Source organism: Cytobacillus sp. C11.1 (assembly GCF_058145115.1).
This window is the reverse complement of the sequence record NZ_CM176935.1, coordinates 3,127,757-3,152,181: the sequence shown is the minus strand read 5'-3', so window position 1 is coordinate 3,152,181 and position 24,425 is coordinate 3,127,757. Positions and strand designations below refer to the sequence as shown.

The following is a 24,425-nucleotide window of genomic DNA, read 5'->3' as shown; positions in this document are numbered from 1 at the left end:
TCCTCCCTTTCTATCATATTCTGAACTTTTTGTAAGACAGCGACATCGAAACATAATTAACTAATGATACAGTGATATCGGGATTAGAAACATTCCCCCTTTCAATGGACTTATCGTTTTAATGAAAATGAATGGAACATTATTTAAAAAATAACTGGAGTTACCACAGATAATATAACTGTTTCTTGATCTAGAGGGTTTTCCCACATATGGAGTTGTGTTGATGGAAAATGAATAGCTTCTCCTTCCCGTAAATAGTAATCGTTTTGATCAACACGTATAAGAACTGCACCTTTAAGAACAAAGTAAAATTCCTCTCCGGGGTGTCTAACGAATTCTTTATCCTTTTGCTGCGGCATCATTGTTATTATTAATGGCTCAATCTTTCTATCAGTAAAATTGCTGCTCAGCCTTACGTAGGTAGATTCAGAGGTTTCGATCTTAAAAGGTTTTTGGTCCTCTTTCCGAACTGCATAATTAACATTTTCCGGTTCTTCGAAAAAGTGAATCATTTTCACTCCAAAGGCTTCAGCAATTCTTTTTAATGAAGTAATAGCTAGGGTGGATGCCCCTCTTTCGATTTGAGATAAGAAGCTTACAGATAAATCTGTCTTTTCACTTAGTTCCTTCAGGGTCATTCCACTCTCAAATCGCAGTTGTTTTATCTTTTTATAAATTTCCTCCATAAGTAAAATCCTTTCTGTATATTAAAAATAATTACAGTATTCCCATAACTAATTATGATATTACCATAAAAGGGAGTGAATTGAAACAATATTTTGAAAATTTTATCTATAGATGCCTCTTCATTTTTGTTGAGCAGATTCTGTAAGCCGAGAACGCAAAAAAGAAAGGCAGATCATCCGCCTTTCTTCACTTATTATGCATCTCCATCCAATCCTTAACCAACCGCTTCGGTGCCGCACGTAAATAGGCTTCTTGAATTAGATCGATTAATTCATCCCAGTCTTCCCCATCTGGATTTAGGACGATGCCCAGCCGTGTTGTCCTATATATGGGGTTTTGAAAAAATGCTCTTTCTGCAGTAGTAAACCCTGTGTTTCCCGGTCTGACTTGAACGACAGGCTGAACCCTTTGTTACTTTCACCTGATATCACGATTGATTTTCCATTGATCTTAAAAGTATTGTGACCGAATTCGTCGATGTATTCAACAGCTTCGGGAAGTGCAAGACAGATTTTGCGCAGATTTGCAAGAATGCTTTCCATGTCTTGTGTTTTCATGTTTTGATTCGAGGGGAGGCACTTGTTAAATTATGTTCAATGAATCTCTAATTCTAATTAAGTTCATTTATATCCGTAAAATCCGCTCATTTTTTAAACTACTAGAATATAAAAAGAAAATACCCAGGATCACATTTTATTAGTTAGTACCTCCAATCTTAAATTGTCACCTTTTCCTATGAGTATCCTTTATAAAGTCCCTGGATCGTTCAAATCATTGTATAATTAACTTAGGTACAAAAGTCATTAAAAACCATAATTCCCCTATAAAATTTTGAAATTTTTTAAAAACCAGAGGTGTAGCAAATGTATACAAGGGATCAAATAATTAATAACATTATTAATCTTGTTGATGTTTTAAATGTAAAGGAAATTGAGGGATGGGAAGATATACCTTTTTTAAAAATAAAAACTCTTAGAAAGATGCCAAACCTGACAACAGAAGAACTAAATGTACTGTTAAATCTCCTAGTAAGTATGAGTGATCAATCGGTAATTCCGCATACACCTTTTGAGACCAAAATTAAAAAAACTAAAGTAGAGTTAATGCAAAAAGAAAATCATACATCAATTAAATACAAAAAAAATGAATTGATAGAGCAAATTATTGATTTAGTGAATGAGATGGAATTGTATAATTATAAAGATTTGTTTGAGGACTGGGCCCATATTCCCTTTTCTGAAATTGAATCCCTTAGGGACGAGGATAACTTAATAACTCAAGATTTATCTGTATTCTTGAAACATTTAGAAAATACAAGGAAGCAGATTTCCATTCCATTAACAGAGAAATGGCATTCTGAAGTACCAATCTATGTGAAATTGTCAATTTTTAATTGGAACAAACTCACCATAGAATCCATAGAAAAGGAAGTGCAAGTTTTATTAAGTGTTACAAACAAATTAAACCGCCGAGATGAATTAGAAGATTTTTTAGGTGTTTTAGAGGATCTTCAACTTGAAGATGAGCTAGAGAGTTACGACCCACTAGAAGTTTTATCAAAATATAAGGAAGGCATCACAAGAACCATAGAAAACTCAAATATTCCAAAAATCGACAATTCATGGAGAAATATGATACCAACTGTTTTAAAGCACCACATTAAGGAATGGAAAACTATAGACTTAAAAACCTTTTATAGTGAAGCTAGAGATTTAATTGAAATAGATCGTAAAACAATAGTTCCTTTTGTAGCGGAGTTGTCTCAAATAGTATTTGATGAGGCAGCAACCGAAGAGAACTATGAACAGGAAGAAATAGATTCACAAGATAATTTAGCCGATAGCATCATGAGCTTGGTAGAGATGATAATTGGTCCACACTTAGAAGTTATGGATATTATTCAAAAAAAAGGAGGCAATATTACATTTAGCAATCTCTGGCATAAACCTTTTACTGAACAACTCAAAAAGGAGGTTAAAGATAGAGACGGATGTAGATGTGTAATTTGCGAAGGTGAAACAGACTTACATGTACATCATAAAATTCCTAGGAATAAAGGCGGGATTCATCACAAGGATAACCTCGTAACTCTATGTGCTTCTTGTCATGGAGCTATTGAAACAGCTGATATTAAAAAAGCATTTAAAAAATGTTTAACCAACTACCAAAAAAATAAGTATAGTCAGCTCAAGCCACAAGACCTCTTAATGGATAAAAAGTTGCTTCAAGAAGAAGTAGAAAAAAGTTTAGATCATATACTCCTGCAGCTTAATCAGAAGGATGAAAGCAAGTTAATGGAGGAAGTGATAGGAGTAATCCAACGACTTGAAGTACTATTTTATGGATAATTAAAGTAAATCTTGAAATACTTCTGGCTTATACTAATACAGTCCATATGGAATATTTGTTCAAACATGTTGTTTGCATCATGAACTTTCTCACCTTATATAGTTCTCAAAATCCACCCTAAGATATTCGAAATTATTAATGAACACCAGTGGTAGTATCCTTAAAAGACTAAACATAAGGATTAAATAGCTCACTTTACACCTTTAATGAATAACGGCAGTAAATCGGCAGAAGTAATACCTGCTTTGGTTTACTAGGTATCAGGTATAAAGAACCGAATAAAATTGGTCGGTTCTTTCACATTTTTATAACTAACGAATTCTTAACTTATTGAGGAATTGCCCTTCCGTTCAAAATGCCAATGTAATCGGTACTCACAGATCTCTTTTGTCCATCCATATAAAATCTCTTCATCATCTCTATCTACATTAAACTTTAGCTTAAAAATACCGTCCTCAAAACTAATTAGCCCTTTTGAACTTCCACTCCATTTGGTCATAGGCATCCGGCTGATCAAACTGCTAACCCCTGCTTCATCATAATCCCATAACCTCTTAGATGCTTTGTCAGAGAAATCAATTCGTTTCCGGTGTTCTTTCTCCATTAAATAGTGATGGAAAAATGGTGCTACCTCTTCTGGAGTAATAGGATCATACCAGTGAGCTGGCCCTCTTTCTAACATTGCCAGCAGTACAACCATTTTGTAGCTTTTTGCCATTCCTGTTCTTTCAACCTCTAACAACCAGTCCTTATATCGGCTGTACACTCTTTTTTCACTTTCATCTAACTCGTCTGCCCATGCCAGGAAACCGTGATAAGATTTGAATTCCTGCTTATATTGGACAGAGTCTGTTGCACCTTTTAGATGCAGTTCCAAATAAGTTGGTCTTCTGCCTAGCTCGAGTTTTAATTCCTGATAATCTTGAAGAAGCTTTTCCTTTCTTGGCTACTTCTTCTTTGTCATTTCTTGCAGAAGATTAATTACTTGATAAAAAGTGCCTGTCCCCAAGTACGGTAAAGCTTTACAGGGCTTGGGGACAGGCACTTATTTTTCTGCAACAAAAAAAAGGATGTCTCTTTAGAATGGACATCCTCAACCAAAACCATCTTTCATAAACTATATTTAAAGATTACCTTCAAACTGACTTCTATAATCAAACCTCTAAAGAAAGAATTTCTATCTAAGAATTTTTTAGTAAATATTCAGGAAACACCCTTTACTCGATAATTTTATTTATCAACCAGTTATCATTGGCTTTCTAGAGCATAAACATCAGTATCGAGCAAATAGAAAAGAGGGGAGAGCCTTGTCCTTTATTGGGTTTGAACTGATATCAAAAAGATCATGGTCTGTTTTACCGGGCGACACTTTTTCAATGTCCATTTTATGGAACAAAAAAAAGATTCCTTCATCAATCGGGAGAGACATCTACCATGAATCCGGAATGATTCTCCCTGAGAAAAGAATTGCAGCTACGGGGAGGATCCACCATTTATCCGAAAATACAATAAACCGCTTTGAACCTTTACAAACAGCCTCTTGTAAGCTCATTAGCCGTCCAGAATCCCCCCTGGCTGATCTTAAAATTGAACTCTTAGTGCCAGATAAAGGGATTATGGAGCCTATTGAACGAACAACTGTTCTACACTTATGGCAAAAGGAAAACAATCTTACAAAAAGAACAGTGCTCTATTTAGATCCCCAATCAATAAAAAGAACCTCATCTAATCAATTTTATATGGATCTTTCCTTTATAATCACCAAATTATAGAATGGCAAATAATCTGCCGCCTTAAAAACCATATAATACCGCTGAATAACTATGATATATTTCCAGCTATAACGGCGGTTCCACCAGCTCATTTTTCCTATAAACAGCCAGATTTATATTCTTTGCATATGATCTTCACATCTCATCCTCTTAAACTAATATCGGTGTTAGGAAATAAACAATTAAAAAGGCTGTAATTATGCGCATGACAATTCCTAATACAGCTGCTCCCATTGCTTCTTTTTCACTAAGTTCAGAATTAGCTGCCCATATAACCGGGACTTGACCAAAGATAGTAGACAATGGTAAACCGGATGACGCTAACACGAATGATCCAATGACCAAACGCGGATCCAAAGTTCCAGCAACTTCTGATAACTGGGCCATTGCCAGCGCCGGGCTAGCCAATATTGAAAGAATACCGGTTTCAGGATGAATATTTAAAGCTAACAATACTGTCGACAAGCCGGATTCAAATTTTGACCAAATCCCTATATAGTCCAAAACACCAATACCAGCAAAAACGACAGCTGCAGCCGGAATAATAAGAAGGAATAAAAGCTCTGCTCCCTCCCGGGCTGCATTAAACAATGTAGGCAGAAATCCTGTATTAGGTGTGAATTGAGGCAATTTCTCAATTTGAACAGCCCTGGTATCCAGATAAAGGGTTTTAGATAGAAGAAAAGGGACAATGATGACAGGCATAAAAACCGCTAACACAACAACGACAAAGGCATTAGCCCCAACAGCGGTTAAAGCAACCATACCTAACATAAATGTAGCAAAGGACTGTTGCGATTGAACCATGGTTGCTACCGCTATTTTTTGCTCTGCTTTTGTTGCTCCCGAACGGATCAAAATCGGTCCGGCAATTTTTCCGGCAGCATTAATATCACCAAGAATATTATATATACTTGGAATAATAACAGCCGAATTCACTTTCATCAGCTTTGTAACAGGGATAAAGATCCGAATCAAAGCATCAGTAAACCCTAGCCTTTCCAGTACCCGGCCAATAATGACACTAACCATAATTGAAACTCCAACAGTGCCGGTTAAGAATACCTCTACGATAATAGGGAAAACGTTATCGACAATGGAAGTAAATAAACCAGCTAATGTTCCTGGCGTGAGCAACAATACTAAAAGTGAGATTATGACTAACCCAAGACCCACTACTTCGATTCGGGTCCATTTTCTAGTTAAAGGAATCGGGACACTATTCTCTTCTATTTCTAAATTTTTTTGTACTAAGGATTTAACCTCACTCATCTACTTGCACTCCTTTTTTATAGTGGATTGACAGCCGTTTTTTTCAAAAGATAACCAGTTGCCATTTCTTCTGCATATTCCTTTAATTGAGGAGACCCCATTTCATTTAGAGATATGCTTGTCACACGTTCTCGAAAAACAACCACTTCAACACCAGGCAGCAATCTGTCTAAGGCATAAGCTAAAGGTAAACCATTTTCAAGTATTTCTAACACATGACAGTTTCCAATAATAAAATTAAGTCCTAATTCCTTAGCCGTTTCAATAAGAGGATGTCCATCATAAACCCGGCTAATCGAAGCGAGAACAGTATCAGCTTCCGGGTGTTCTTTGATGACTTGACGTAAATGATCAGGGGAAAATCCTGTATGCGGAAAAATGTGCACAATATTGTTCACAGGGCTGGTTTCTTCTCCACAAACGATTCGCCCACGTGTCACTGTACTTGTTTCAGTCATAGATGAACTATTGCGTATTTCCTTTTCTGTATGTAATAAAGCCTCTTCGTCCTCTAGACCCATAAAGTTGTCCAACCGGTTTAAAATATCTCCTAGTGTGTTTACCTCTGGAAGTACTTTTCCCACATATAATATATTTCCGTGTACTCCTCCATAAGAGACCTCTGTCCTGTATACCTGATGGCCGTGCAAAAAAGGGATACCAGGATGTAACCCATGGAAAGCTTCATGCAATTCAAATGCAGCTACATTATATAAATCCAGATAATTTTTCAAAATAACACCACCTGAATTAGCCGCTTCAGCTATCGGATGATGAGCAACAATCGCATCGACACCAGTAGCGCCGGCAAGTTCGATACATCCCTCTGTCATTGTCATAGCAACGGCTATTTTTTTTACTTCTTTTTTCATTTCACCATAGACAAGACCAGGCGTTTCAATGATCTCTTTTCCGGGAAGGTTGGAAGACTTCATGATGACAAAGGGATGCTCCCCTCTAGTAATATCATTTAGAGATTTAATCACTCTGCCTCCTGTAAGCTCATCCAGCGCATTCAATACATCTTCTACTATTTTCATAATGTTGTTGCCTCCTCTATTTTTTTATAAAAAAAACCGTCAGCACAAATCAAACAGACGGCAGTCTGAAAGATTGTACTGACGGTTTTTATGCACTCTAAAGAGTTCATTGGACCAGTCACCTTTATTTAGTTTTATCCCCTGGAAATATAGGCACTTGTATCTTGATCCAAGGTAATAATCGTACCAGAAAGTTCAGTAATGGGATCATAATCCTTCAAAATAGAAAGTACCTTCATCCCGTACTTTTCTTCAAGGACTTTCCTTAAATGTTCCTTATAACTATCTATGATGGCAATGTCAGTCATTCGGGTTACAAAGCGATTAATCTCGTCCAAATGTTTAAGAGATGGAATTCTCTTATGATAGGCGAAAATTAATATCTTATCCCCCAAAAAGTCGATTCTTTGACTTTTGACACCAATGTTAAACAAAAGAAGGTTGATATTATTATAATCTTTGATAAGTTCCTGTTTAAATGGGCCAGCAGTCCAACTCATTTACTCACACCATCTTTTTTGAAATTTCAGAATCATTCGATAAATAGAATTTAACATAGTTAATACTATCTGTAAAGTGTTTATATTAAAAAATATATGTTGTACAACAGCGTTTAATAGAATCCATAGCCAAGAGGATTTGATGGAATACCTCTGTTTCAAGGGAATACAACTGCATATTTTATCATTTGTTAACATAATTAACCTATATGAATACATACATTATGATTAAAAGACACTCCTCAAAAGTGTCTTTTAGTCATTTAATATTGATAACCTGTTTATCTGTTAATGGATTCTCCATAACAATTTCTTATTTCTTCCCACCGATAATCAGCTTAAGTTCCGGCTTCCCTCTATTTTTAATTCTCTTCAGCAGCTCATTAGCAAACTTATCGGGGTTCTGTCTGATTTCTTCCCTAGAACCTCTTTTCACTTTCTTCTCCTCCCTTTCGTTCAAAGTGATAATACAGCCGGTATTCATCGATTTTCCTGGGTCACTTAAAAAGGAATCTGCATCTTCTTTTATAACAGCGGACTCTAAATCCATCCTAACGGTGAACAACCATTTAGAACTGCTCCATTAGACTACTGTTTCCTTCTCATTGTTCCAACTCGATTAAAAAGATCTTCTCCTTAAAGGCACCGCGTTTTTCAGCTTTTTCCTTACGTACCTCTTCTACCTTCTCAATCGATGCACCATGAGAGTCAGCCAGTGCACGAATAACTTCAAGCAAATCGGCTAACTCCTCAAGCGCCTCTTCATGATTATTCGCATTAATATACTCTTCCAGTTCTTCGAAACTCTTTTTCTTTAGTTCTTTAATAAATTCTGACTGGTCAAGAACTCTAGTTGAATAGTTCTTGGCTGTTCCTTCAATAATTTCAGGGATACGATCACGAACTAGTTTGTTATAAATAGGCATAAAGATTCCTCACTTTATTGATTTATACAATAGGATTTACAGTGCGAAGTCCAACATATCTATCAAGTCATTAAATAATATAGATGAATTTTTTCTTAATGTACAAATGAACATTTTTTGGTGAGTTTCCAATAAAAATACACAACGCGGTTTTCTTTATAATTAGTTAGGTCTCCATCTATCTATATAGCCGTTAAAACTTGAATATTGATAAAGATTTACTAGCTTTTCAGGTTGATAATTGCTGAAAAAGTCAATATCATCTTGATTAATCGTACTTATCAATCTTTCGTTTCTTTCCACTAATTCATACAAAAAGCTTTTTTCTGCTAATTTGTCATTCTTCTTAAGATTACATGTCGGGCATGAGAGTACAAGATTCCATAAATTATCATTTTGCACAAAACTCCATGGAATGAAATGATCAATATGGGAAGTATTTCTTTTTCTATTTAGGGATTTTTCACAATAAAAGCATACATTCTCTTGGTATTTTAACAAGATTTGATAAAACGGATTCAAAGAAGAGCGCTTTGAAACATTTTCAATTTTGGTTAATAGATAATTTATATTTGGTACAGAATTATGCTTTTCTAAAAATAATGCCAAATGATAATTCGTCAAATACGTAATCATTTTTTGATGTTTTTGCAGGAATTTATATACCGGCAAATTAAATTTAAAATACTCATTATTTCGATCAAATTCATAAAATAACCCTTTCGTATCACCGTAAAACGCTCCAATTACATACCTTTTCCCTGCCTTTTTTATATCTGTAATAATATCTAACTGAATTTTGTGATCAAGATTATCAAATGTCCATTCTGGAGGAATTGAGTATTTATCACAGTAGCCTTCAAGTAAGTTTTGAATACTTGAAGCCTGATTTTTATTGTTTGATTGCCATAATTTATGATGAACAACCAAGTTCCAATATATTTTTGCAAAAGAATAAAACATTTTATTATAATCAAGTTCAAGATTTTGATTTACATTATAAATATTTTCAATAAGTGTTTTAAAAAAACCATACTTATATGACATAGTTGTATAGGATCGGGAGAAAAAGTTATTGATTACTTTCCATATATCTTCATCAGTAACATAGGTAGATTTAATTTCCCCAACTTTTAGGTCCCAGCCCATATTAACCATCCTTCCTTTGGTTTATTTTAAGTACATACCCTTCTTTTTTTTTGAAAGGCTTCTATGGTAATATTTGCACTGTAACATAATTGTAAAATTTAACTACATATATGTTAAGATTTTAGTAGTTATTTAATTAAATATCCTTTATTAACCATAATAAACGAAGGTGATAGAAATGAAAGAAATAAAAAGACGAGAACTTGAGCTTCTCGCAAAAATTTGTAACCAGAATGATATCCCGCTTAAATTAGCAAAGGATCTTATTAAGTCAGCTGAAAAATTATCCTACGAAAATGTGACCCAAGGTGCAAGAATTAAAGAGTTTAAAGACTTATTTTATTTCCATACCAAAAATAATAGTTAGGTGATAAGAGTGTTACTAAAGAAATTAATTTTTGATAACTATAAAACTTATTATGGACATCAAGAAATTGACCTTTATATTCCTAAAGAAGTTAGGGAAGAAACTGGACAAAATATTATTCTTCTAGGTGGATTAAATGGTGCAGGAAAGACGACAATTTTAAAAGCAATCATATACGTTCTATTCGGTAAAAGAGGAATGTCCGAAAGCGAGTATAAGAGGTTGTTTTCAAATGTAATCAATAATACCTTCTTTGATGAAGGCGGAAGAGAATGCTCAGTATCGCTCTCTCTAGAAACCGATTCAGGTGAAGAATGGACACTTAAAGTGAAATGGTATTTCGATCAATTAAAGAGAATGACTCACGAACAAAGAGATCTAGATGTAAAGAAACCTGGATCAAGGATTGCCAAGCATGCAAGAATCGATAACATTGAAGTATTTAATAAATTTATTGATCGAATTATTCCATATCATGCAGCTCCATTTTTTATCTTTGATGGTGAAGAAATTAAAGATATTATTTTAAGGCAAAATAGTAATGAAATGAAAGAAGCCATACACAAAATAACAGGTATGCAAGCATATAAACTTTTATTAACAGACCTTAAAGCACTTCAAGCTTCCATAGAAAATAAGTTAGCAAAATCTGTAAGCCAAGTGAAACTCAATAGCATTAATACAGAGCTTGAAGAAATAAAAGGAACGATTACTACCCTCGAAACAAAAAAAGTTAAACTTTCATCAGAAATTAGGAAGTATGAAGGTCTTATTAATGCAGCTAAACAAGAAAGAAATAATAAAATTGCACAAAACTCCAAATCCCGAGAAGTGATCGTAAAGAAACAATCACGTATCGAAACTGAATTAAAGCTAGCGAAAGAAGAACTCAATTCGTTTTTACATCAAAACATGACTAATATTATGTTAAGAAACAAAATTGCCAACTTGAAAAAGAAACTAAAACTAGAATACGAGGTAAATCACAAGCGAATATTACAAAATGCTTCACTAACACCTTACCGAAACTTTATGAATCAATTATTAGAAAAGAGCATTACTCCTGCCCTAACCCAAGAACAATTAACACAAATAGAAAAGCTTGGAGAGGAAATTTGGATTAAAGAAAATGATTTAAGAAATTTAGTTCCTGAGGGCTTCCAAGAAATACATGATATTTCTAATAGTGACTATTCATATTTAATGAACCTTTCTATTAAAGATAAAATGCCAGTTACTGAAATGATTAATAAAATTGAAAAACTTCAGCTAGAGTTCGACAATTTGGAAATTGAGATCCGAAATGCACCGGAAGCAGTTAATGTAGAAGAAGAAAGCAATAAGATTGATTTATTGGCTAAAAAATTTGGCGAGATTAATTTAAGGTTCAAGTCAATATCTAGCAAACTGAATGCTGCTAACGAAGAAAAATCTAAGCTGCTAAATAACCTGAGCAGGCTATCAGGACAAGATGAAGATTTAGATTCCCTGAAAAAACAAAACAATCAAGTTTTGCGTACTATTAAAGCAATGGAGCAATATGTCACTGAAGTAACAGCCTTAAAAGCCACATATATTAAGGAAGAATTTGCAAAGATGTTAGGCCAATTATTTAGAAAACAAGATGAGTTTGGAAAGATCGAGTTTGATATTAATACTTATACTATCAGACTATATAATGATCGAATGCAAGAAGTAAGCATTCAAGATCGTTCTGCAGGTGAAATGCAGATGATATCTTCTGCATTGATATGGGCTCTTACTAAAGCCTCAGATCTGTCACTCCCTATGGTAATCGATACTCCACTTGGGCGACTAGATAGCTATCATAGAAACCACTTAATGAACCATTATTATAAAGAACTAAGTGAACAGGTCATTATCTTGTCGACTGACACAGAGATTACTCAAGAATATGTAAAACTTATGGAGAAAAACTCTTACAAGCAATATATGCTTGATTATAATCAAGAGAAAAAATACACCATTATTAGAGATGGATATTTTAAATTTGTAAAGGGGTGATTAAATGTCTAACAAAAGAATGTCACTATCTGAGGAGGGTAAAGCCATACTCGATACATTAACTGAAGTCTTGGAAATAGATCGGCCTATGGGTGTTAAGTTAGCCCTTTCCAAGGGGATTTCTATTGCTAATGGACCTGTTACAGAAAAATATACGAGTGGTAAAAACAAATGGACTATTCCAGATGGTATCATAAAAGAAAAAGAGTTTCTTTTGTTTAAACATTTAATTATAAATGAAGTCAATTCTTCAATAGATGAAGATGAACTGCACAAACATATGCTTGCTTTTATTGAAAATGGTTTGAGAGAAATCAATCAAGTAATAATTAATAAAACTTCAATGGAAGATTTAAGATTAACCTTATTATAAAAAAATCCCACCGCTTTATAGCTGCTGCGGTGGGATTTTTTTTATATTCTTTCTGATAGTGAAACGATGTCAACAACCGTAACAGTAGGATTAGACAGTTCCCCATTTTCTTTTAAAATTGGACCATGAACTATACATTGCCCTTTTTTGAGGTTAGCAAGTATGTTTTCCCAATATTTCTTATCCTGATTATCTTTTGATAAGCTCGCAGCAATATTTGAGAGCTCTTGTTCAGGAGGAGAAAAGTATACTTTTTGGGTTGAATTTTGAAGCCTAGCTAATTCATCGGAATCTAATTGAGATTTTAAGAACTGGGTAGCATACCAGGCGGACCATCCAAATTTACGTCCCTCAGTCAGTATTCGAGCAGATGGAGATTTTTCAGTATGATCGAGATTTTGTGCTTCGTCCATAATAACAGGCATTGGCTTGTTTTTATTCCCGTTTCTTACTGAGTAATTCCATAAATCCCATAAAATAAACTCAGTAATCATTAGTTGGACATCCCTTGGGAATCCAGTTAACTGGATTATATTCACTTCCCCATTACTCTCAACAATATCTTTCCAATTAAGTGTATTCTTATTGCTAAATGGATTGCGGTCTATTAAAGGCCTTATTTGTGATAATGCTGTTTTAGCATAGTTTGAGCCGTCTTCTTCAAGCAGCACTTTTAGTTTTACTAGGCTCATTTCATCACCGTATGAATCTAATCCATTTAATACCGCTTCATATATTGCATTTTGCTGTTGAATTCCTAAAGATTTGTAAACAGCTGCGAACACACTTTTAATTCTTTCAGCAACATCCGTATTAGATTCTGGCAGCTGTATTCCGCCAATATCTCGAATGTTTTTTTGGAAAGGATTAATAGGTAGCTGTTCACTATATACAATTTTTTGCTTTAATTTATCTCCTAAGAAATTCACAAATTCTGGCTCTAGTTGGTTAGGTAAGAAACCTTCCGTATAATCAATTACAATACTCGGGATCCCCATTTTTGATTTTTCTAGCAATAAACATTGCATGAAGTATGTTTTTCCCTGTCCTGATTTACCAGATATTAATAGATGCCTATTAGCTAGGCCTTTGTTTCCGTATTCCCAATATATATCACGATTTGAATTTTCAGCTTTTCCAATTCTTATTCTTACATCAGGCAAGTTATATTGACTTTCCAATTCCTCTGTATCTTTTTCAGTAATTTTTTCTTCCTCACCTTTATCACTTCGTTCAGTATCAATCTCTGTCTCACTTAAGGAATTTAATCCTACATCCTCTGGTTTTTCTCTTTGATTAGTGTCAATATCCAAAGATACCTTACTTTCTTTTTCATCAACACTCTGATCCACTACATCTTGTCCTGCCGAGAAGTTTTCCTTCTCTTTAACTCTATACTCTTCTTTTTCAACACCTGTATGGAGTAGGAGTTCTCTACCCTCATCAATTTCCTGTGCCATATCTGTTCCAGCTTTGTATAAGGATGAAAGCATTTTTTCCTTGATGAAATCGTTAGGCTCTTCTTGAATCCAATGTCTCATTTCTTTTATTGGGGTTACCAGCCCTTCATATCCATCTTTTTCCGTGAGATTTAGCAATAAGACATTATCTTCTAATTTTGCACTTCTATGATAGGCACTCTTTTGAAAAGAGAGGATCGCTCCATCACCTATATAACTTTTTAAATGATCAGAAACGGAATACTCATCCTTTAATAGCTTTCCGATGATTTTGTCTGACAGTACATAACTTTTCTCTTCCCAAAACTCACTTTGCGCGAGCTTCTTGGCATTTGAAATTAACAATTGTGCAAAAAAATTACGATAGAACCTTCCTTTAAAGGTGCTGCCTATCTCGCCTGTTAAAGCTTCCAAGAATAATTTCTTGGTTTGATGTACTTGCTTCCGAGCTTTCTCAAGTACTTCACCCTTATTTAGACCAATTTTCACTTCAACAGGATAGAAATGAAGTGAAATTTTATCTTCAATTGATTCTAATCCAATTAAAAGAAGGTCATCACTGTGACTTCCCTTTACCCCTAAATTTTTCGCGGTGAATATACCATCCGATTTATTTAGGCTAACAGCCCCAGCAACTCTTAGTATCTCTTCCAAAGAAACAGGAACCCATAAAATATTGGGGTGGTCAAAATAAGAAACAGAATATTTAATAGCAGAAATGATACTAAGTTTCTCCTTATCATAGTGACCTTTACTGCCTATTATTCGCAGTAGCCATTCCCCATTAAAAGTATTAAAAGCTTTTATGGTGTTTAAGACATTTTCTTCTGTTCCTTCTACTTCCTTCTGAAATAAAAATTCTTTAATTACTGCATAATATTGCTGAGATTTATCAGTTACTGTTATAGCATCATACCTGCTAGACGAAGAGTATTGGTCACTATAATGTATAACGACTAAGTTACCATCATATTTATTAAAGAACTCCAAGTCTACAGAAGGATCTACAAAAGTGACCCAATACGATGAATTGAAAATTTTCTCCAAAGTTTCTTCATCAGCAGTAGTGGTTCTTGAAAAAATTGCTTCGCCTTTTCTATAGCTATCATTACCGCCGTTTCTTAAGTTAGCTGCAAGTTCGTTTACATAGAAAGCAGTGTTAGTTAAATAATTTTTATCACTTAATCCATAAGTCTTTGTACCAAACCCACTCTTATAGTTCTCTTCATCTTTCATGGAAGGAACACTTGAATATATGCCCTCTATTGCAATTCCCGAATTCATTTCGTCTATCGGCTGTACTGCATGATGCTCTTGAGCATGCATTTTATAGAATGAAATATGAGCATACCTTAATTTAGCATTTGGCTCTTGCTTATAAAAGTAAAGTTTTTCTCTTATTACTCTCAAAAGGTCTTCAGCATCGAATTCTTTTGTTTTGAGTTTTACATCAAATAGATTCTCAAATTCCACAACTGTTTCTATTCTTGCGAATAAGTCAAAATAGCTCTCAACACTTTCATCTTTATAAAGAGTAACTTCCACAGGTTTTAAATTTTGAAAACCATCTTTATCAATTTCTTTTAACATCCATTGGAAAATTCCTCTGATGACTTCTTTATCATTAGCTATATTTATAATATTAATTTGAAATGGAGCCATTGACTTTTGGACAAACAAATATGAAAAATGTTCTTTAAACTGAATAATTTTATCAGTAACTACCTTTGCTAAATATTGATTTGCGTCTGAAACAGATACCTTATTAACAGGTTTAAATGTAAGCCAATCAAAAGCGGCTTGCTGATGATATGGCTTATATAAGATTTCATTTTCATCATAGATAAATGGGATTAGTGCATCAGGACTTAATCGATTTAGAATACTATTATCAACTTCTTCGGACTTCAATAAATCATAAATTTTCAACTTAAATGCAACCATAACAGGATGAAACGGGGTGAAATAGACTATTTCATTAGAGAAGATCGTTCCTAATTTAAATAAATCTCTTCCTTTTCTTCCTGCTGGCGCACCATTTTTAAAACTATTGATTTCGTTATAATAAACTTCAATATATTCGATAGCTCGCTTTTTAAAGTCTTCGGATACATAGGACAAGCTAGGAATGGTATTACTGATTTTAAAATAAGTAATAAACCTGCTATATACTTCTCTTAATTCATCACTTAAATTGAGATCTAAAGGCAATAAATGGTCTGATTCATGTCTTGCACTTTTTAAACCGTTTTCGATCCAATCATCTTCCCACTCAAAAAACTCTCGGTATTCTGAATGAAAATAGAACTCCCTGTTTTCCAGAACCAGACGATTATTTTCTTTTATCCACTGAATGTTTTTGCCTGTTTCCCTTACTAACTTCCATATTCTTTGGCCATTAATAGGCATTGATTCTGGCAGCTCATTCTTTAAAAGTAAAGGAACGATAGTTTCATCAAATTTTATTTTGATTTTCAATTCATCATTGTCATTAAATGCCTCAGGAAGTGGTCTTATATTCAATTTTTCATCTTCGGTAATTGAATAGATTGAATTATCTTCCAAAACTTCTTCTTTTTTAATTTCCATGCCATTTCCAAAAGATAATTCATCCTCTTCGTATTGCAGCTCAATACTTTCACCTATAGGATCAACTGAATAAGTAGACTTATATCGATCAAGGTAAAGAGGTTCAATAGGCAGAACAGCAATATTGAATTCGGCTCCTAAAGTTGCTTTATTATCATGTTTATAGGCAAATTTAACAAACGTAGGCTTATTTTTTTCCGTTTTAATAACTGCTGAAATATTAGTTACCTTAACTTTTGAATCTAAAATTCCCTCAAATTTTTTTTGTCCTTTTAGAAAATTAGAGGATAGGCTTTTTAAGTTACCGCCTAAGCTGAATGCGACATCCAGTTGCACTTCCTCTTTGTTATCAGGGTTAAAAACAATTATATATCTTCTTCTTTGGCCGGCTGAAGTATCTTTTTGAGGTTTATCCCAAAATATTAATTTATCTTGGACATTAATATTTTTTAATTCAGCCTTCATTTTTTTATTTATCTCTAAATAATCCTCATGTAATTTATGGACTCGGGTATAGAGCGACTCTTTCCATTCTTCCCCCATTAGCTCTTTAGCTCCTTCAGGGGTAAATCTTTTTTCTAATTCCCCTTGCTCAAGGCCAAAGTCATGAACTTTCCTAACAAATTCAAAAAAATCTCTATTGTCTTTTAGTCTTTGTCTTTGCTCTTTTCCTTTGAACTTAGCCAGATCAGGATCTTTAAATAGTCCAAACTTATGGTACTCCTTATCCTCTATAGAGCCCTTTTGCAAAGTTGCAAATATATCTTCAAAATCAAAAAAAGTAATGTGTTGAAATGATTGTTCATTTATTAAATTTTCAAGGTTATCCAAAAGGATAATCTGTTCTTCTTTTCCTAAGATACTATTTTCAATTTCATTTTTTAGTTTATTAAAAAGGGAAGAAGGATGTAGAGGCATACCTTCTTTTTGTAGATCGCTGCTGCCCCCTTGGATGGAATCAAGCTGTTCTGCAACGATACTAAGTAATGCTGTATTTCCCCAGGCTCCCTTTTGTTCTCCAACCAGGTTTCTTAGCGTTACAAGAAAATCAGGTTTTACAAATTCTGATGTATAAGCAACTACGAGCTTGGTGCCATCAAAAGGGATACAGAACGTTTCGTATTGATCGCCGAGTTCATGTTTATATTTAAAGGCAGAAATTCCTTCAATATTTTTTAACCCTTGAATAAATAATGAAACGTCTTCTTTACTGTCTAATTGTAAATAAAAACGGTCACCAGAATTTATTCCTCGAGTTGAGAAATATTCAACTAATAATGAAGAAATATAATTATAAAATTGGTTTGACATACTGAGCATCACCACTATCACTTTTTTTGTCTAAAATATTTAAGTTATCAAATAAACTGATGATTTCCTTTTTGGAATAACGATCAAACGCAATACCTCTTTTTTCAAATTCACGGAATAAATCGTTTAGCGGAATTCGCTTGTCTTTAACAGATACTGCTGTTAAGAGAAGCAGGAAATCATGTTTTATATTAAAGGTTTGCCCTAGGCTGCCTCTGCTTTTTAGAAATTGATTAGCCCCTAGGTCTTCGATATTCTTACCATACTTAATGCATACACCTGTGCTCATTCCCTCTCTTAAACACTTGAATAAAGTTCTGAATGCGTCAGGAATATTGGAAGAATGATCATCGACATTAACGTTAGCCCATTCGGAATACTCTCGTATCCACACTTTTAAATCCTGAAGGAAGATATCTTCAAATTCTTTGCCTTGTTTGGATATTTCGCTATATAGCATACTATAAGGAATAAAAGAATATTTTCCTTCTTGATTGCTATTAACAAAGCTATGACTCAAATGCGATATGGTATGAATATGTGGAAAAAGGTTACTTGCATTTTCTTTGATATATTTAAATCCTTCTAGTTCATCCACTGCTTTTCTTCGCTTACTGACGGATTCCCATTCCAAAGCAAAGTAAAGAGGCTGGATCTTTTCAAAATCAGCTTCAGTAAATTGCTCAAATTTAAAAATAAGCTGGCATGCATACATAAATACATAATAATGAGTTAGGACCGGAAATGCAGATAAAAAATAATCCTTATATTTACTTAAGTACACTAAATCCTCTTGATATAGCTTGATAAGGGGATTAAGCAGTAACTGATATTCACGGTCTGCCTTTTCGTTACTCGTCTCCTTTAAAGCTTCCATTTTACTTAAGATGAGTTCTGTTAAAATATCTTCTGCACTTTTATTTTTAAAAATTGATTGTACTTTCGAGTTATTTTGGACAAGAATTTCACTCATAAACTGAGCATATTTATTAAACTCATTTTTATTTTCTTTATCAACTTTTATATAATTAAATAAGAAGGGGTGTATAGGGTTAATATCATCCTGTTTAAATAAGTATTGGTCAAGGAAACGAACAAAATCATACATGTCATCTTCTTCATCGAACTCAACATTACTAGCAATAAGTTCACTTAGTTCATTTTCTTCCTCAGATAAGTAAAATTCACGACTTTTTAGTGCTTGTTCATCTAATTTTAAATTGCATACTTTTCGAACGTATTCACCTAAAACTTTATTAAAGTCTCTTATGGCTTTTGTCCTTTTTGTTAAAAAAGGTAAAACATCTATAACTTTACCTGTATCGTGCTTCTTTTTTTCGGTTAAATACTCTTTTAAATATTCACGATCTATTGTTTCAACCATTTACTTTACTCCCTTTCAAATATAAACGCCCCAAAATCATCTTTTTTAATTGTGTAGAACTTTTTATCTTTAGGAAAATATACCAACAACTCTTTTTTCTTCTCTCCAAAAGCCATAACTTTTTCAATAAACTCAACAAACTTGATTGCGTCCTCTTCATCTTTTTTATTTGGACGGTATCCTTCTTGTACCTTTCTTAGCAAAGAATATAAAGGATAGTCAATATCAAGGAAAATTTTATTATCAGCATCTCCATCATGATAGGCAAGAACAATGGAAGGCTTAAAGGAATCTAGAATTTCTTTTGGATTCGTCTTTAGATGTTCAATTGTAGGTTTTAAATTTAATTTTTGTGCTAAGCGATATTTATCTGAAGGCTTATTCAGATATATATAATCTTTCTTTGGACTGCCCTTCCATTTAAAAAGAGCTGATTTAATTTCATCATAAAAGCCTTTAATTTTTCTCTTATCGCCTGTATTAAAATAATAAAGATTTTTTAAATAATCTAAGTAACTTTTATCAGAGACTTTTGATGAAAAATTTTCATTCGTAAGATAAGTAATTCGAATAAATGATTCAAAAAACATGTTAAAAGAATAATCAGTTAAGTTTTCATTAGATTTAAAGGGAGATAACCAGCTAATGGGTGCTTCGTCTTTTATATATTCTTTAATTAGAGAATCCCAATCATTTAGTGTATTTAACTCAACAACAACCTGATCAATTGACTGGAATATCTATGAATTGGATCTAGCTGACTCACTGCATTTAATATTGTAGACCTGTCTTTTCTATTAAATAGCAGGTTAGGCATTGAACTATCAAGTACATCAAATTCTGAAAGGAGCTTAATACTCTTAACTTCATCCGGAATAATAATATCTGCAATAAAGTTAAGAAAAGCTCTTGCTGAGATAACTAATTTTTTTACTACAATAGATTTTATAATGAGTTGAACTGCCTGCTCACGAACAAATTCATTTTGCATAAGCTTATAATTTTCGTGAACCATTGTATGAAGATTATTCTTGTCATCCTGTTGCAATGCCAAATAAAAAGGATTGTCATCAGTTTTCTTGAACACTTTTTCAAATAGTGCAGTGTAAAATGAAGACTTTGCACCATGTTCCGAAATTTCGTATGGATGATAATCACCAAAGCTGAGTAAATCAAAGCAATTATCACTGTAGTAAGTTGTAATATTTTGGGAAAACAAGTCGCTTTGACCAACAAATTTTTTAAGGGCATCATAAGTGTATGCTTTATGTTTTGTGTTAATAAAATTATGCAAAACACCCATATTAATAGCTAATATCACTTTTTGGTCATTTTGCTCTATTAATTGGTCTGAGAATCCTTTGAGTACTTCTTCCAATGTCTCCATTGCATTCTTATTTGGAGAGAAGCTTTCTGTAGCATCATTAAAAATTGTGTACTCATTTATTAAGTCTGCTTTTTTTTCTTTTAAGTAAGCTAAAAGATGTGATTTTCCATCTCCGACACTTCCGCATAGTAGAATTAAATTCCCTCTAACTTCTTTTTTACGGGAACTTAAAATGGACTCTAAGTCTAACTGAATTTTCCTATCAACATGCATATAATCTTTAAATGAACTAAACTGACTAGCATTTTCAATAGCTTCCTGAGAAGAATCCTTTAGCCTTGTTAGCTCTCTTAGAAGATAACTTTCACCCTCATTTAAATCTGTTTTCAATAAAGGACGTCTTGATTCTTCAATTGAATTAGATTTCTCTTCCTTGGTGGACTCTTCTTCTTTAACGTCTTCATTTGTATTTGGTTCAACTGCTACTTTTTTTGATGGTTCAAACTTACCTGCTCCTAAGAGTTCTAATATTTGTTTTTTTACTATATCTTCAATGTTTTCTTTAGGTCTTGGTTTTGGAACTTCATAAAAAGGGATCTTGACTTGTTCTGATGAATAAACTTCATAAAACCATACACCAATCTTGTACATCTCTTTATGCAACTTGAAAGCAGCAGTAATATCGTTAAATTTTCCGTCATGTGCAGCTTTATTACCTGATAAACGGATGGTATCAAATGATTGCTGAATTTCTTTTCTTATGTAACCTTCTCTGGAAAGAAAGGAAATTTTATCGTGTAAAGTTGACAAATAAGGTGCTTCAATATCCTCTTGCTTAAAGACTTCATTAAGAATTTCCTCTGCAAATAGTCTAGCTTTAACAATGGAACTGCTTGGATCTTCAAAAAGCAGCTCTTCCATTTTCTTCGAAATAAAAGCTGCATCTGCATTTATATTTTCTAAGAAATTTAAGAAATAAATCTCTGTGGTATTCATTCTAAAATCATCTCCGAATGCTTAATCTTTTACTAACTTCATCATATCACACTCCCCTGCCAATTTTTAAGCAAGGTAACCACCTTACTTACAATTAATTTACAGATTAGAAAAGCCGAATAAAAGTTCGCATTTTTATTGTAAATAGAAATAACTAAGTTTATAATATTTTTATAACATTACGTACGTAATGAGGAGGAATGAAAATGGATGCTACTTTTAGTTATAATTTCCCTGCTATTAGAGGTATACAGGCAGATAAAGAATATTTTGTTGCTATGTGCCCATTAAGAATTATTCCAAAAATATTTCTGTTTGACGAAGAAGAAATTCCACCAGAACATCGGTCACAAAGAATTTTAAATAAAGCACGTATTCCTGAAATGACCAATTACATAGTTGAAAACCAAAAGGATTATGTTTTCTCTTCTATTACTGCTTCAATTGATGGTGACATAAAATTTATTCCTTTTAACAACGACTCTTCTTTAAATGATCTTGGTCAATTAAGAATTTCCTTAGATGCCAGATTCCTAATAAATGATGGACAGCATCGAAGAGCAGCAATTGAAGAAGCTTTAAAAATTTCTCCAGAGTTAGGAAATGAAACAATTTCAGTCGTTTTCTATCATGATGAAGGATTACGGAAGTCTCAGCAAATTTTTTCAGATCTTAATAGACATGCAGTGAATACAACCTCTTCAATTGGAATTCTATATGACCATCGTGATCGTCTTGCCTTAATTACCAAAGATTTGATTACTACGATCCCTTTACTTAATAGATATACAGATAAAGAGAGAGTTTCACTATCGAAAAACTCTCCCAAAATCATGGCATTAAATCATATTTTTAATACAAATTTAAAATTACTAGGGAAAACTAAGGGTGATGAAATTACCCAAACAGAAGAACAATTTCTTAAGCAATTTTGGTCAGTTTTAACTGATTCTATTGTAGAATGGAACTTGGTCTTTCAAAAGGAATTAACACCAAGAGACCTAAGAGCTAATTACATTGTTGGACATGGAGTATTTATTGAAGCGATGGGACTAGTTGGCAATTATCTTATTAAATACAACGAAAACGACTGGAAAAAATATATAAAGAAACTTAAGAAAGTTGATTGGAATAGAAGCAACACTTCAGAATGGTTAGGTAGAGCTTATAACCAAAACGGCAGAATTCAGAAAACAAATTATACAATTCAATTAACCTCAAATAAAATTAAACAATTAATAGGCCTTCCATTAACTGAGGCAGAACAAACATTAGAAGATAAATTCTTTCAAGGAGTAGTTTGATATGACAAACGGCATCATCAGTAATTTACTATCAAAAAATATGCCTTATGTAGATGAAGCTAAAGAGCATATAAAAAAAGCATATAAAGAAGATAACCGTCCCTGGGTAGTTGGATATAGCGGTGGAAAGGATTCAACAGTAGTAGTACAACTAGTGTTTGAGGCTCTGTCAGAGATGGACAAAGAAGAATTGCATAAAAAAGTTTATGTAATCTCATCAGACACCTTAGTTGAAACTCCATTAATTATTAATTCAATTAATCAAACTCTAAGGAGAATTCAAGATGAGGCACTTACAAGAGATTTGCCAATTGAAACTCATAAAGTAAAGCCAGTTATCAAGCAATCATTTTGGGTTAATATTATCGGAAAAGGATACCCATCTCCTAATCAGCAATTCAGATGGTGTACAGATCGTTTAAAGATTGATCCTGCTAACCAGTTCATAATGGACAAAGTCTCATCCTTTGGAGAAGTTATTATGGTATTAGGGGTGCGTGAAGACGAAAGTGCCACTCGCGGAAACGTAATCCGATCTCATACTGTAGAAGGTAAAACATTTATGCGACACTCGACTCTTTCAAATGCATATGTTTACGCTCCAATAAGAAGTTTTACGCTAGATGATGTTTGGGACTACTTATTAAACCACCCTTCTCCTTGGGGAGACGATAATCATGAGTTACACCGACTTTACCAGGATTCGAATAGCGGAGAATGTCCACTTGTAGTTGATAAATCAGTAAAAGAAAGTGCTGGCTCGTGTGGGAACAGCCGTTTTGGCTGCTGGGTTTGTACAGTTGTTAATGAAGATAAAGCTCTAAGTGGCTTTATTCAAAGCGGACATGATTGGATGAGACCTTTACTTGATTTTCGAAATTGGCTATCGAGTATTAGAGATGATCGAGAAAAAAGAATGAAATATAGAATGAACGGACAAATCTATTATAAAGAAGTTAGGATTGAAGATATTGATGGCGTCCCTCATGTCATGATACCTAAAAAGTCTGGAAGACCTAAACAGCAAATTCCATTAGACCAATACACTGTTATGGAAAAAGAAAAGCTTAAAAGTTATATAGAATCTAATAATGTTGATCTTAGCGCTCCAGAAGATCAAATGATTTTGGTTACCTATGAGGAAGAAATGCTAGACGGAGAGAAAGTACTCAAATATGCTCAATTAGGTTTAGGACCTTATACAATGGAAGCACGAAAAGAAATTTTAGTAAGACTCCTTAAAGTCCAAAAAGACTTAAAGCACCCAGAAGATCCTTATTACGAACTAATTAGTATAGATGAACTTAAAGCTATAAGAAAAATATGGTTTAAAAATGGTGAATGGGAAGACCCAATCCCAACAATTTATGAGGAAATTATGGACCAACCGATTGATTGGGAAATAGATGACCGTCCACTCTTTGATAATGAACAAATATCCGATCTTGAACTACTGGCTGATCAATTTAAAGTAGATATTAAGGTGCTCAAGAAACTTATATCAATAGAAAAAGAATTCTCTGGATATAAAGTGAGAAGAGGGCTTATAAACGAAATCGGAAAGGCTCTTAAGCAAGATTATTTACACTTATAG

At 33.5% G+C, this 24,425-nt stretch carries 15 protein-coding genes and 2 pseudogenes; 6 read left to right on the top strand and 11 right to left on the bottom strand.

Annotation, left to right across the window (positions count from 1 at the left end):
* Window positions 1-143: 143 nt before the first annotated feature.
* Complete coding sequence (locus AC3ZVC_RS15660; RefSeq protein WP_110063209.1) at window positions 144-686, bottom strand: helix-turn-helix domain-containing protein; 543 nt, start codon at window positions 684-686, stop codon at window positions 144-146.
* An 864-nt stretch (window positions 687-1,550) separates the two neighbouring features.
* Between AC3ZVC_RS15660 and AC3ZVC_RS15655 the strand changes: the two genes are divergently transcribed.
* Window positions 1,551-3,035 carry an HNH endonuclease gene (locus tag AC3ZVC_RS15655; RefSeq protein ID WP_490064137.1) on the top strand — a complete coding sequence of 495 codons (1,485 nt, stop codon included), beginning with the start codon at window positions 1,551-1,553 and terminating at the stop codon, window positions 3,033-3,035.
* A 323-nt stretch (window positions 3,036-3,358) separates the two neighbouring features.
* Here the strand turns inward: AC3ZVC_RS15655 and AC3ZVC_RS15650 are convergent.
* From AC3ZVC_RS15650 to AC3ZVC_RS15620, 7 genes and pseudogenes are all read right to left on the bottom strand, one after another.
* A pseudogene (locus AC3ZVC_RS15650) lies at window positions 3,359-4,024 on the bottom strand (homing endonuclease associated repeat-containing protein); the annotation flags it as partial.
* Between the two features lie 934 nt (window positions 4,025-4,958).
* Complete coding sequence (locus AC3ZVC_RS15645; protein WP_490064136.1) at window positions 4,959-6,080, bottom strand: hypothetical protein; 1,122 nt, start codon at window positions 6,078-6,080, stop codon at window positions 4,959-4,961.
* A 17-nt stretch (window positions 6,081-6,097) separates the two neighbouring features.
* Complete coding sequence (locus AC3ZVC_RS15640; protein ID WP_490064135.1) at window positions 6,098-7,120, bottom strand: Nif3-like dinuclear metal center hexameric protein; 1,023 nt, start codon at window positions 7,118-7,120, stop codon at window positions 6,098-6,100.
* Between the two features lie 134 nt (window positions 7,121-7,254).
* A complete protein-coding gene (locus AC3ZVC_RS15635) occupies window positions 7,255-7,620 on the bottom strand; it encodes a Na-translocating system protein MpsC family protein (protein WP_490064134.1) in 366 nt (121 codons plus the stop codon).
* A 313-nt stretch (window positions 7,621-7,933) separates the two neighbouring features.
* Window positions 7,934-8,170 (bottom strand): hypothetical protein, encoded by a 237-nt coding sequence (locus AC3ZVC_RS15630; RefSeq protein ID WP_490064133.1) that lies wholly within the window; start codon window positions 8,168-8,170, stop codon window positions 7,934-7,936.
* 52 nt (window positions 8,171-8,222) lie between these two features.
* Window positions 8,223-8,546, bottom strand: a complete 324-nt coding sequence (locus AC3ZVC_RS15625) for a pyrophosphohydrolase domain-containing protein (RefSeq protein ID WP_490064132.1) — start codon at window positions 8,544-8,546, stop codon at window positions 8,223-8,225.
* A gap of 162 nt (window positions 8,547-8,708) precedes the next feature.
* On the bottom strand, window positions 8,709-9,695 hold the full coding sequence (locus AC3ZVC_RS15620; RefSeq protein WP_490064131.1) for an HNH endonuclease: 987 nt from the start codon (window positions 9,693-9,695) through the stop codon (window positions 8,709-8,711).
* Window positions 9,696-9,873: 178 nt separating this feature from the next.
* Between AC3ZVC_RS15620 and AC3ZVC_RS15615 the strand changes: the two genes are divergently transcribed.
* Genes AC3ZVC_RS15615 through AC3ZVC_RS15605 form a run of 3 tightly spaced genes read left to right on the top strand, consistent with a single transcriptional unit; the run spans window position 9,874 to window position 12,460 of the window.
* Window positions 9,874-10,062, top strand: coding sequence for a DNA modification system-associated small protein (locus AC3ZVC_RS15615; RefSeq protein ID WP_490064130.1), 189 nt, complete (start codon window positions 9,874-9,876; stop codon window positions 10,060-10,062).
* 9 nt (window positions 10,063-10,071) lie between these two features.
* On the top strand, window positions 10,072-12,087 hold the full coding sequence (gene dndD / locus AC3ZVC_RS15610; RefSeq protein ID WP_490064129.1) for a DNA sulfur modification protein DndD: 2,016 nt from the start codon (window positions 10,072-10,074) through the stop codon (window positions 12,085-12,087).
* Window positions 12,088-12,091: 4 nt separating this feature from the next.
* The gene (locus AC3ZVC_RS15605; RefSeq protein ID WP_490064128.1) at window positions 12,092-12,460 is read left to right on the top strand and encodes a hypothetical protein; all 369 of its coding nucleotides are present in this window, start codon (window positions 12,092-12,094) and stop codon (window positions 12,458-12,460) included.
* A gap of 41 nt (window positions 12,461-12,501) precedes the next feature.
* Here the strand turns inward: AC3ZVC_RS15605 and dptH are convergent, their stop codons facing one another.
* The 3 genes and pseudogenes from dptH to dptF form a co-directional block, all read right to left on the bottom strand.
* Window positions 12,502-17,820 (bottom strand): DNA phosphorothioation-dependent restriction protein DptH, encoded by a 5,319-nt coding sequence (gene dptH, locus AC3ZVC_RS15600; protein WP_490064127.1) that lies wholly within the window; start codon window positions 17,818-17,820, stop codon window positions 12,502-12,504.
* Window positions 17,801-19,204, bottom strand: a complete 1,404-nt coding sequence (dptG, locus tag AC3ZVC_RS15595) for a DNA phosphorothioation-dependent restriction protein DptG (protein ID WP_490064126.1) — start codon at window positions 19,202-19,204, stop codon at window positions 17,801-17,803. Before dptG ends, dptH begins: the two co-directional genes overlap by 20 nt.
* A gap of 5 nt (window positions 19,205-19,209) precedes the next feature.
* Window positions 19,210-21,452 (bottom strand): annotated as a pseudogene (dptF, locus tag AC3ZVC_RS15590) (DNA phosphorothioation-dependent restriction protein DptF).
* A 281-nt stretch (window positions 21,453-21,733) separates the two neighbouring features.
* Between dptF and dndB the strand changes: the two are divergent.
* Both dndB and dndC read left to right on the top strand, forming a co-directional pair.
* Complete coding sequence (gene dndB / locus AC3ZVC_RS15585) at window positions 21,734-22,831, top strand: DNA sulfur modification protein DndB (RefSeq protein ID WP_490064125.1); 1,098 nt, start codon at window positions 21,734-21,736, stop codon at window positions 22,829-22,831.
* 1 nt (window position 22,832) lies between these two features.
* On the top strand, window positions 22,833-24,425 hold the full coding sequence (gene dndC / locus AC3ZVC_RS15580) for a DNA phosphorothioation system sulfurtransferase DndC (protein WP_490064124.1): 1,593 nt from the start codon (window positions 22,833-22,835) through the stop codon (window positions 24,423-24,425).

Excerpts from the sequence above, each read along its gene's own strand:
- AC3ZVC_RS15620 (WP_490064131.1), bottom strand. The coding sequence starts at position 9,695 with ATGGGCTGGGACCTAAAAGTTGGGGAAATTAAATCTACCTATGTTACT.
- dptG (WP_490064126.1), bottom strand. The coding sequence starts at position 19,204 with ATGGTTGAAACAATAGATCGTGAATATTTAAAAGAGTATTTAACCGAA.
- AC3ZVC_RS15605 (WP_490064128.1), top strand. The coding sequence starts at position 12,092 with ATGTCTAACAAAAGAATGTCACTATCTGAGGAGGGTAAAGCCATACTC.
- AC3ZVC_RS15655 (WP_490064137.1), top strand. The coding sequence starts at position 1,551 with ATGTATACAAGGGATCAAATAATTAATAACATTATTAATCTTGTTGAT.
- AC3ZVC_RS15645 (WP_490064136.1), bottom strand. The coding sequence starts at position 6,080 with ATGAGTGAGGTTAAATCCTTAGTACAAAAAAATTTAGAAATAGAAGAG.
- AC3ZVC_RS15660 (WP_110063209.1), bottom strand. The coding sequence starts at position 686 with ATGGAGGAAATTTATAAAAAGATAAAACAACTGCGATTTGAGAGTGGA.
- AC3ZVC_RS15635 (WP_490064134.1), bottom strand. The coding sequence starts at position 7,620 with ATGAGTTGGACTGCTGGCCCATTTAAACAGGAACTTATCAAAGATTAT.
- AC3ZVC_RS15630 (WP_490064133.1), bottom strand. The coding sequence starts at position 8,170 with ATGGATTTAGAGTCCGCTGTTATAAAAGAAGATGCAGATTCCTTTTTA.
- AC3ZVC_RS15625 (WP_490064132.1), bottom strand. The coding sequence starts at position 8,546 with ATGCCTATTTATAACAAACTAGTTCGTGATCGTATCCCTGAAATTATT.
- AC3ZVC_RS15640 (WP_490064135.1), bottom strand. The coding sequence starts at position 7,120 with ATGAAAATAGTAGAAGATGTATTGAATGCGCTGGATGAGCTTACAGGA.
- dptH (WP_490064127.1), bottom strand. The coding sequence starts at position 17,820 with ATGTCAAACCAATTTTATAATTATATTTCTTCATTATTAGTTGAATAT.
- AC3ZVC_RS15615 (WP_490064130.1), top strand. The coding sequence starts at position 9,874 with ATGAAAGAAATAAAAAGACGAGAACTTGAGCTTCTCGCAAAAATTTGT.
- dndC (WP_490064124.1), top strand. The coding sequence starts at position 22,833 with ATGACAAACGGCATCATCAGTAATTTACTATCAAAAAATATGCCTTAT.
- dndB (WP_490064125.1), top strand. The coding sequence starts at position 21,734 with ATGGATGCTACTTTTAGTTATAATTTCCCTGCTATTAGAGGTATACAG.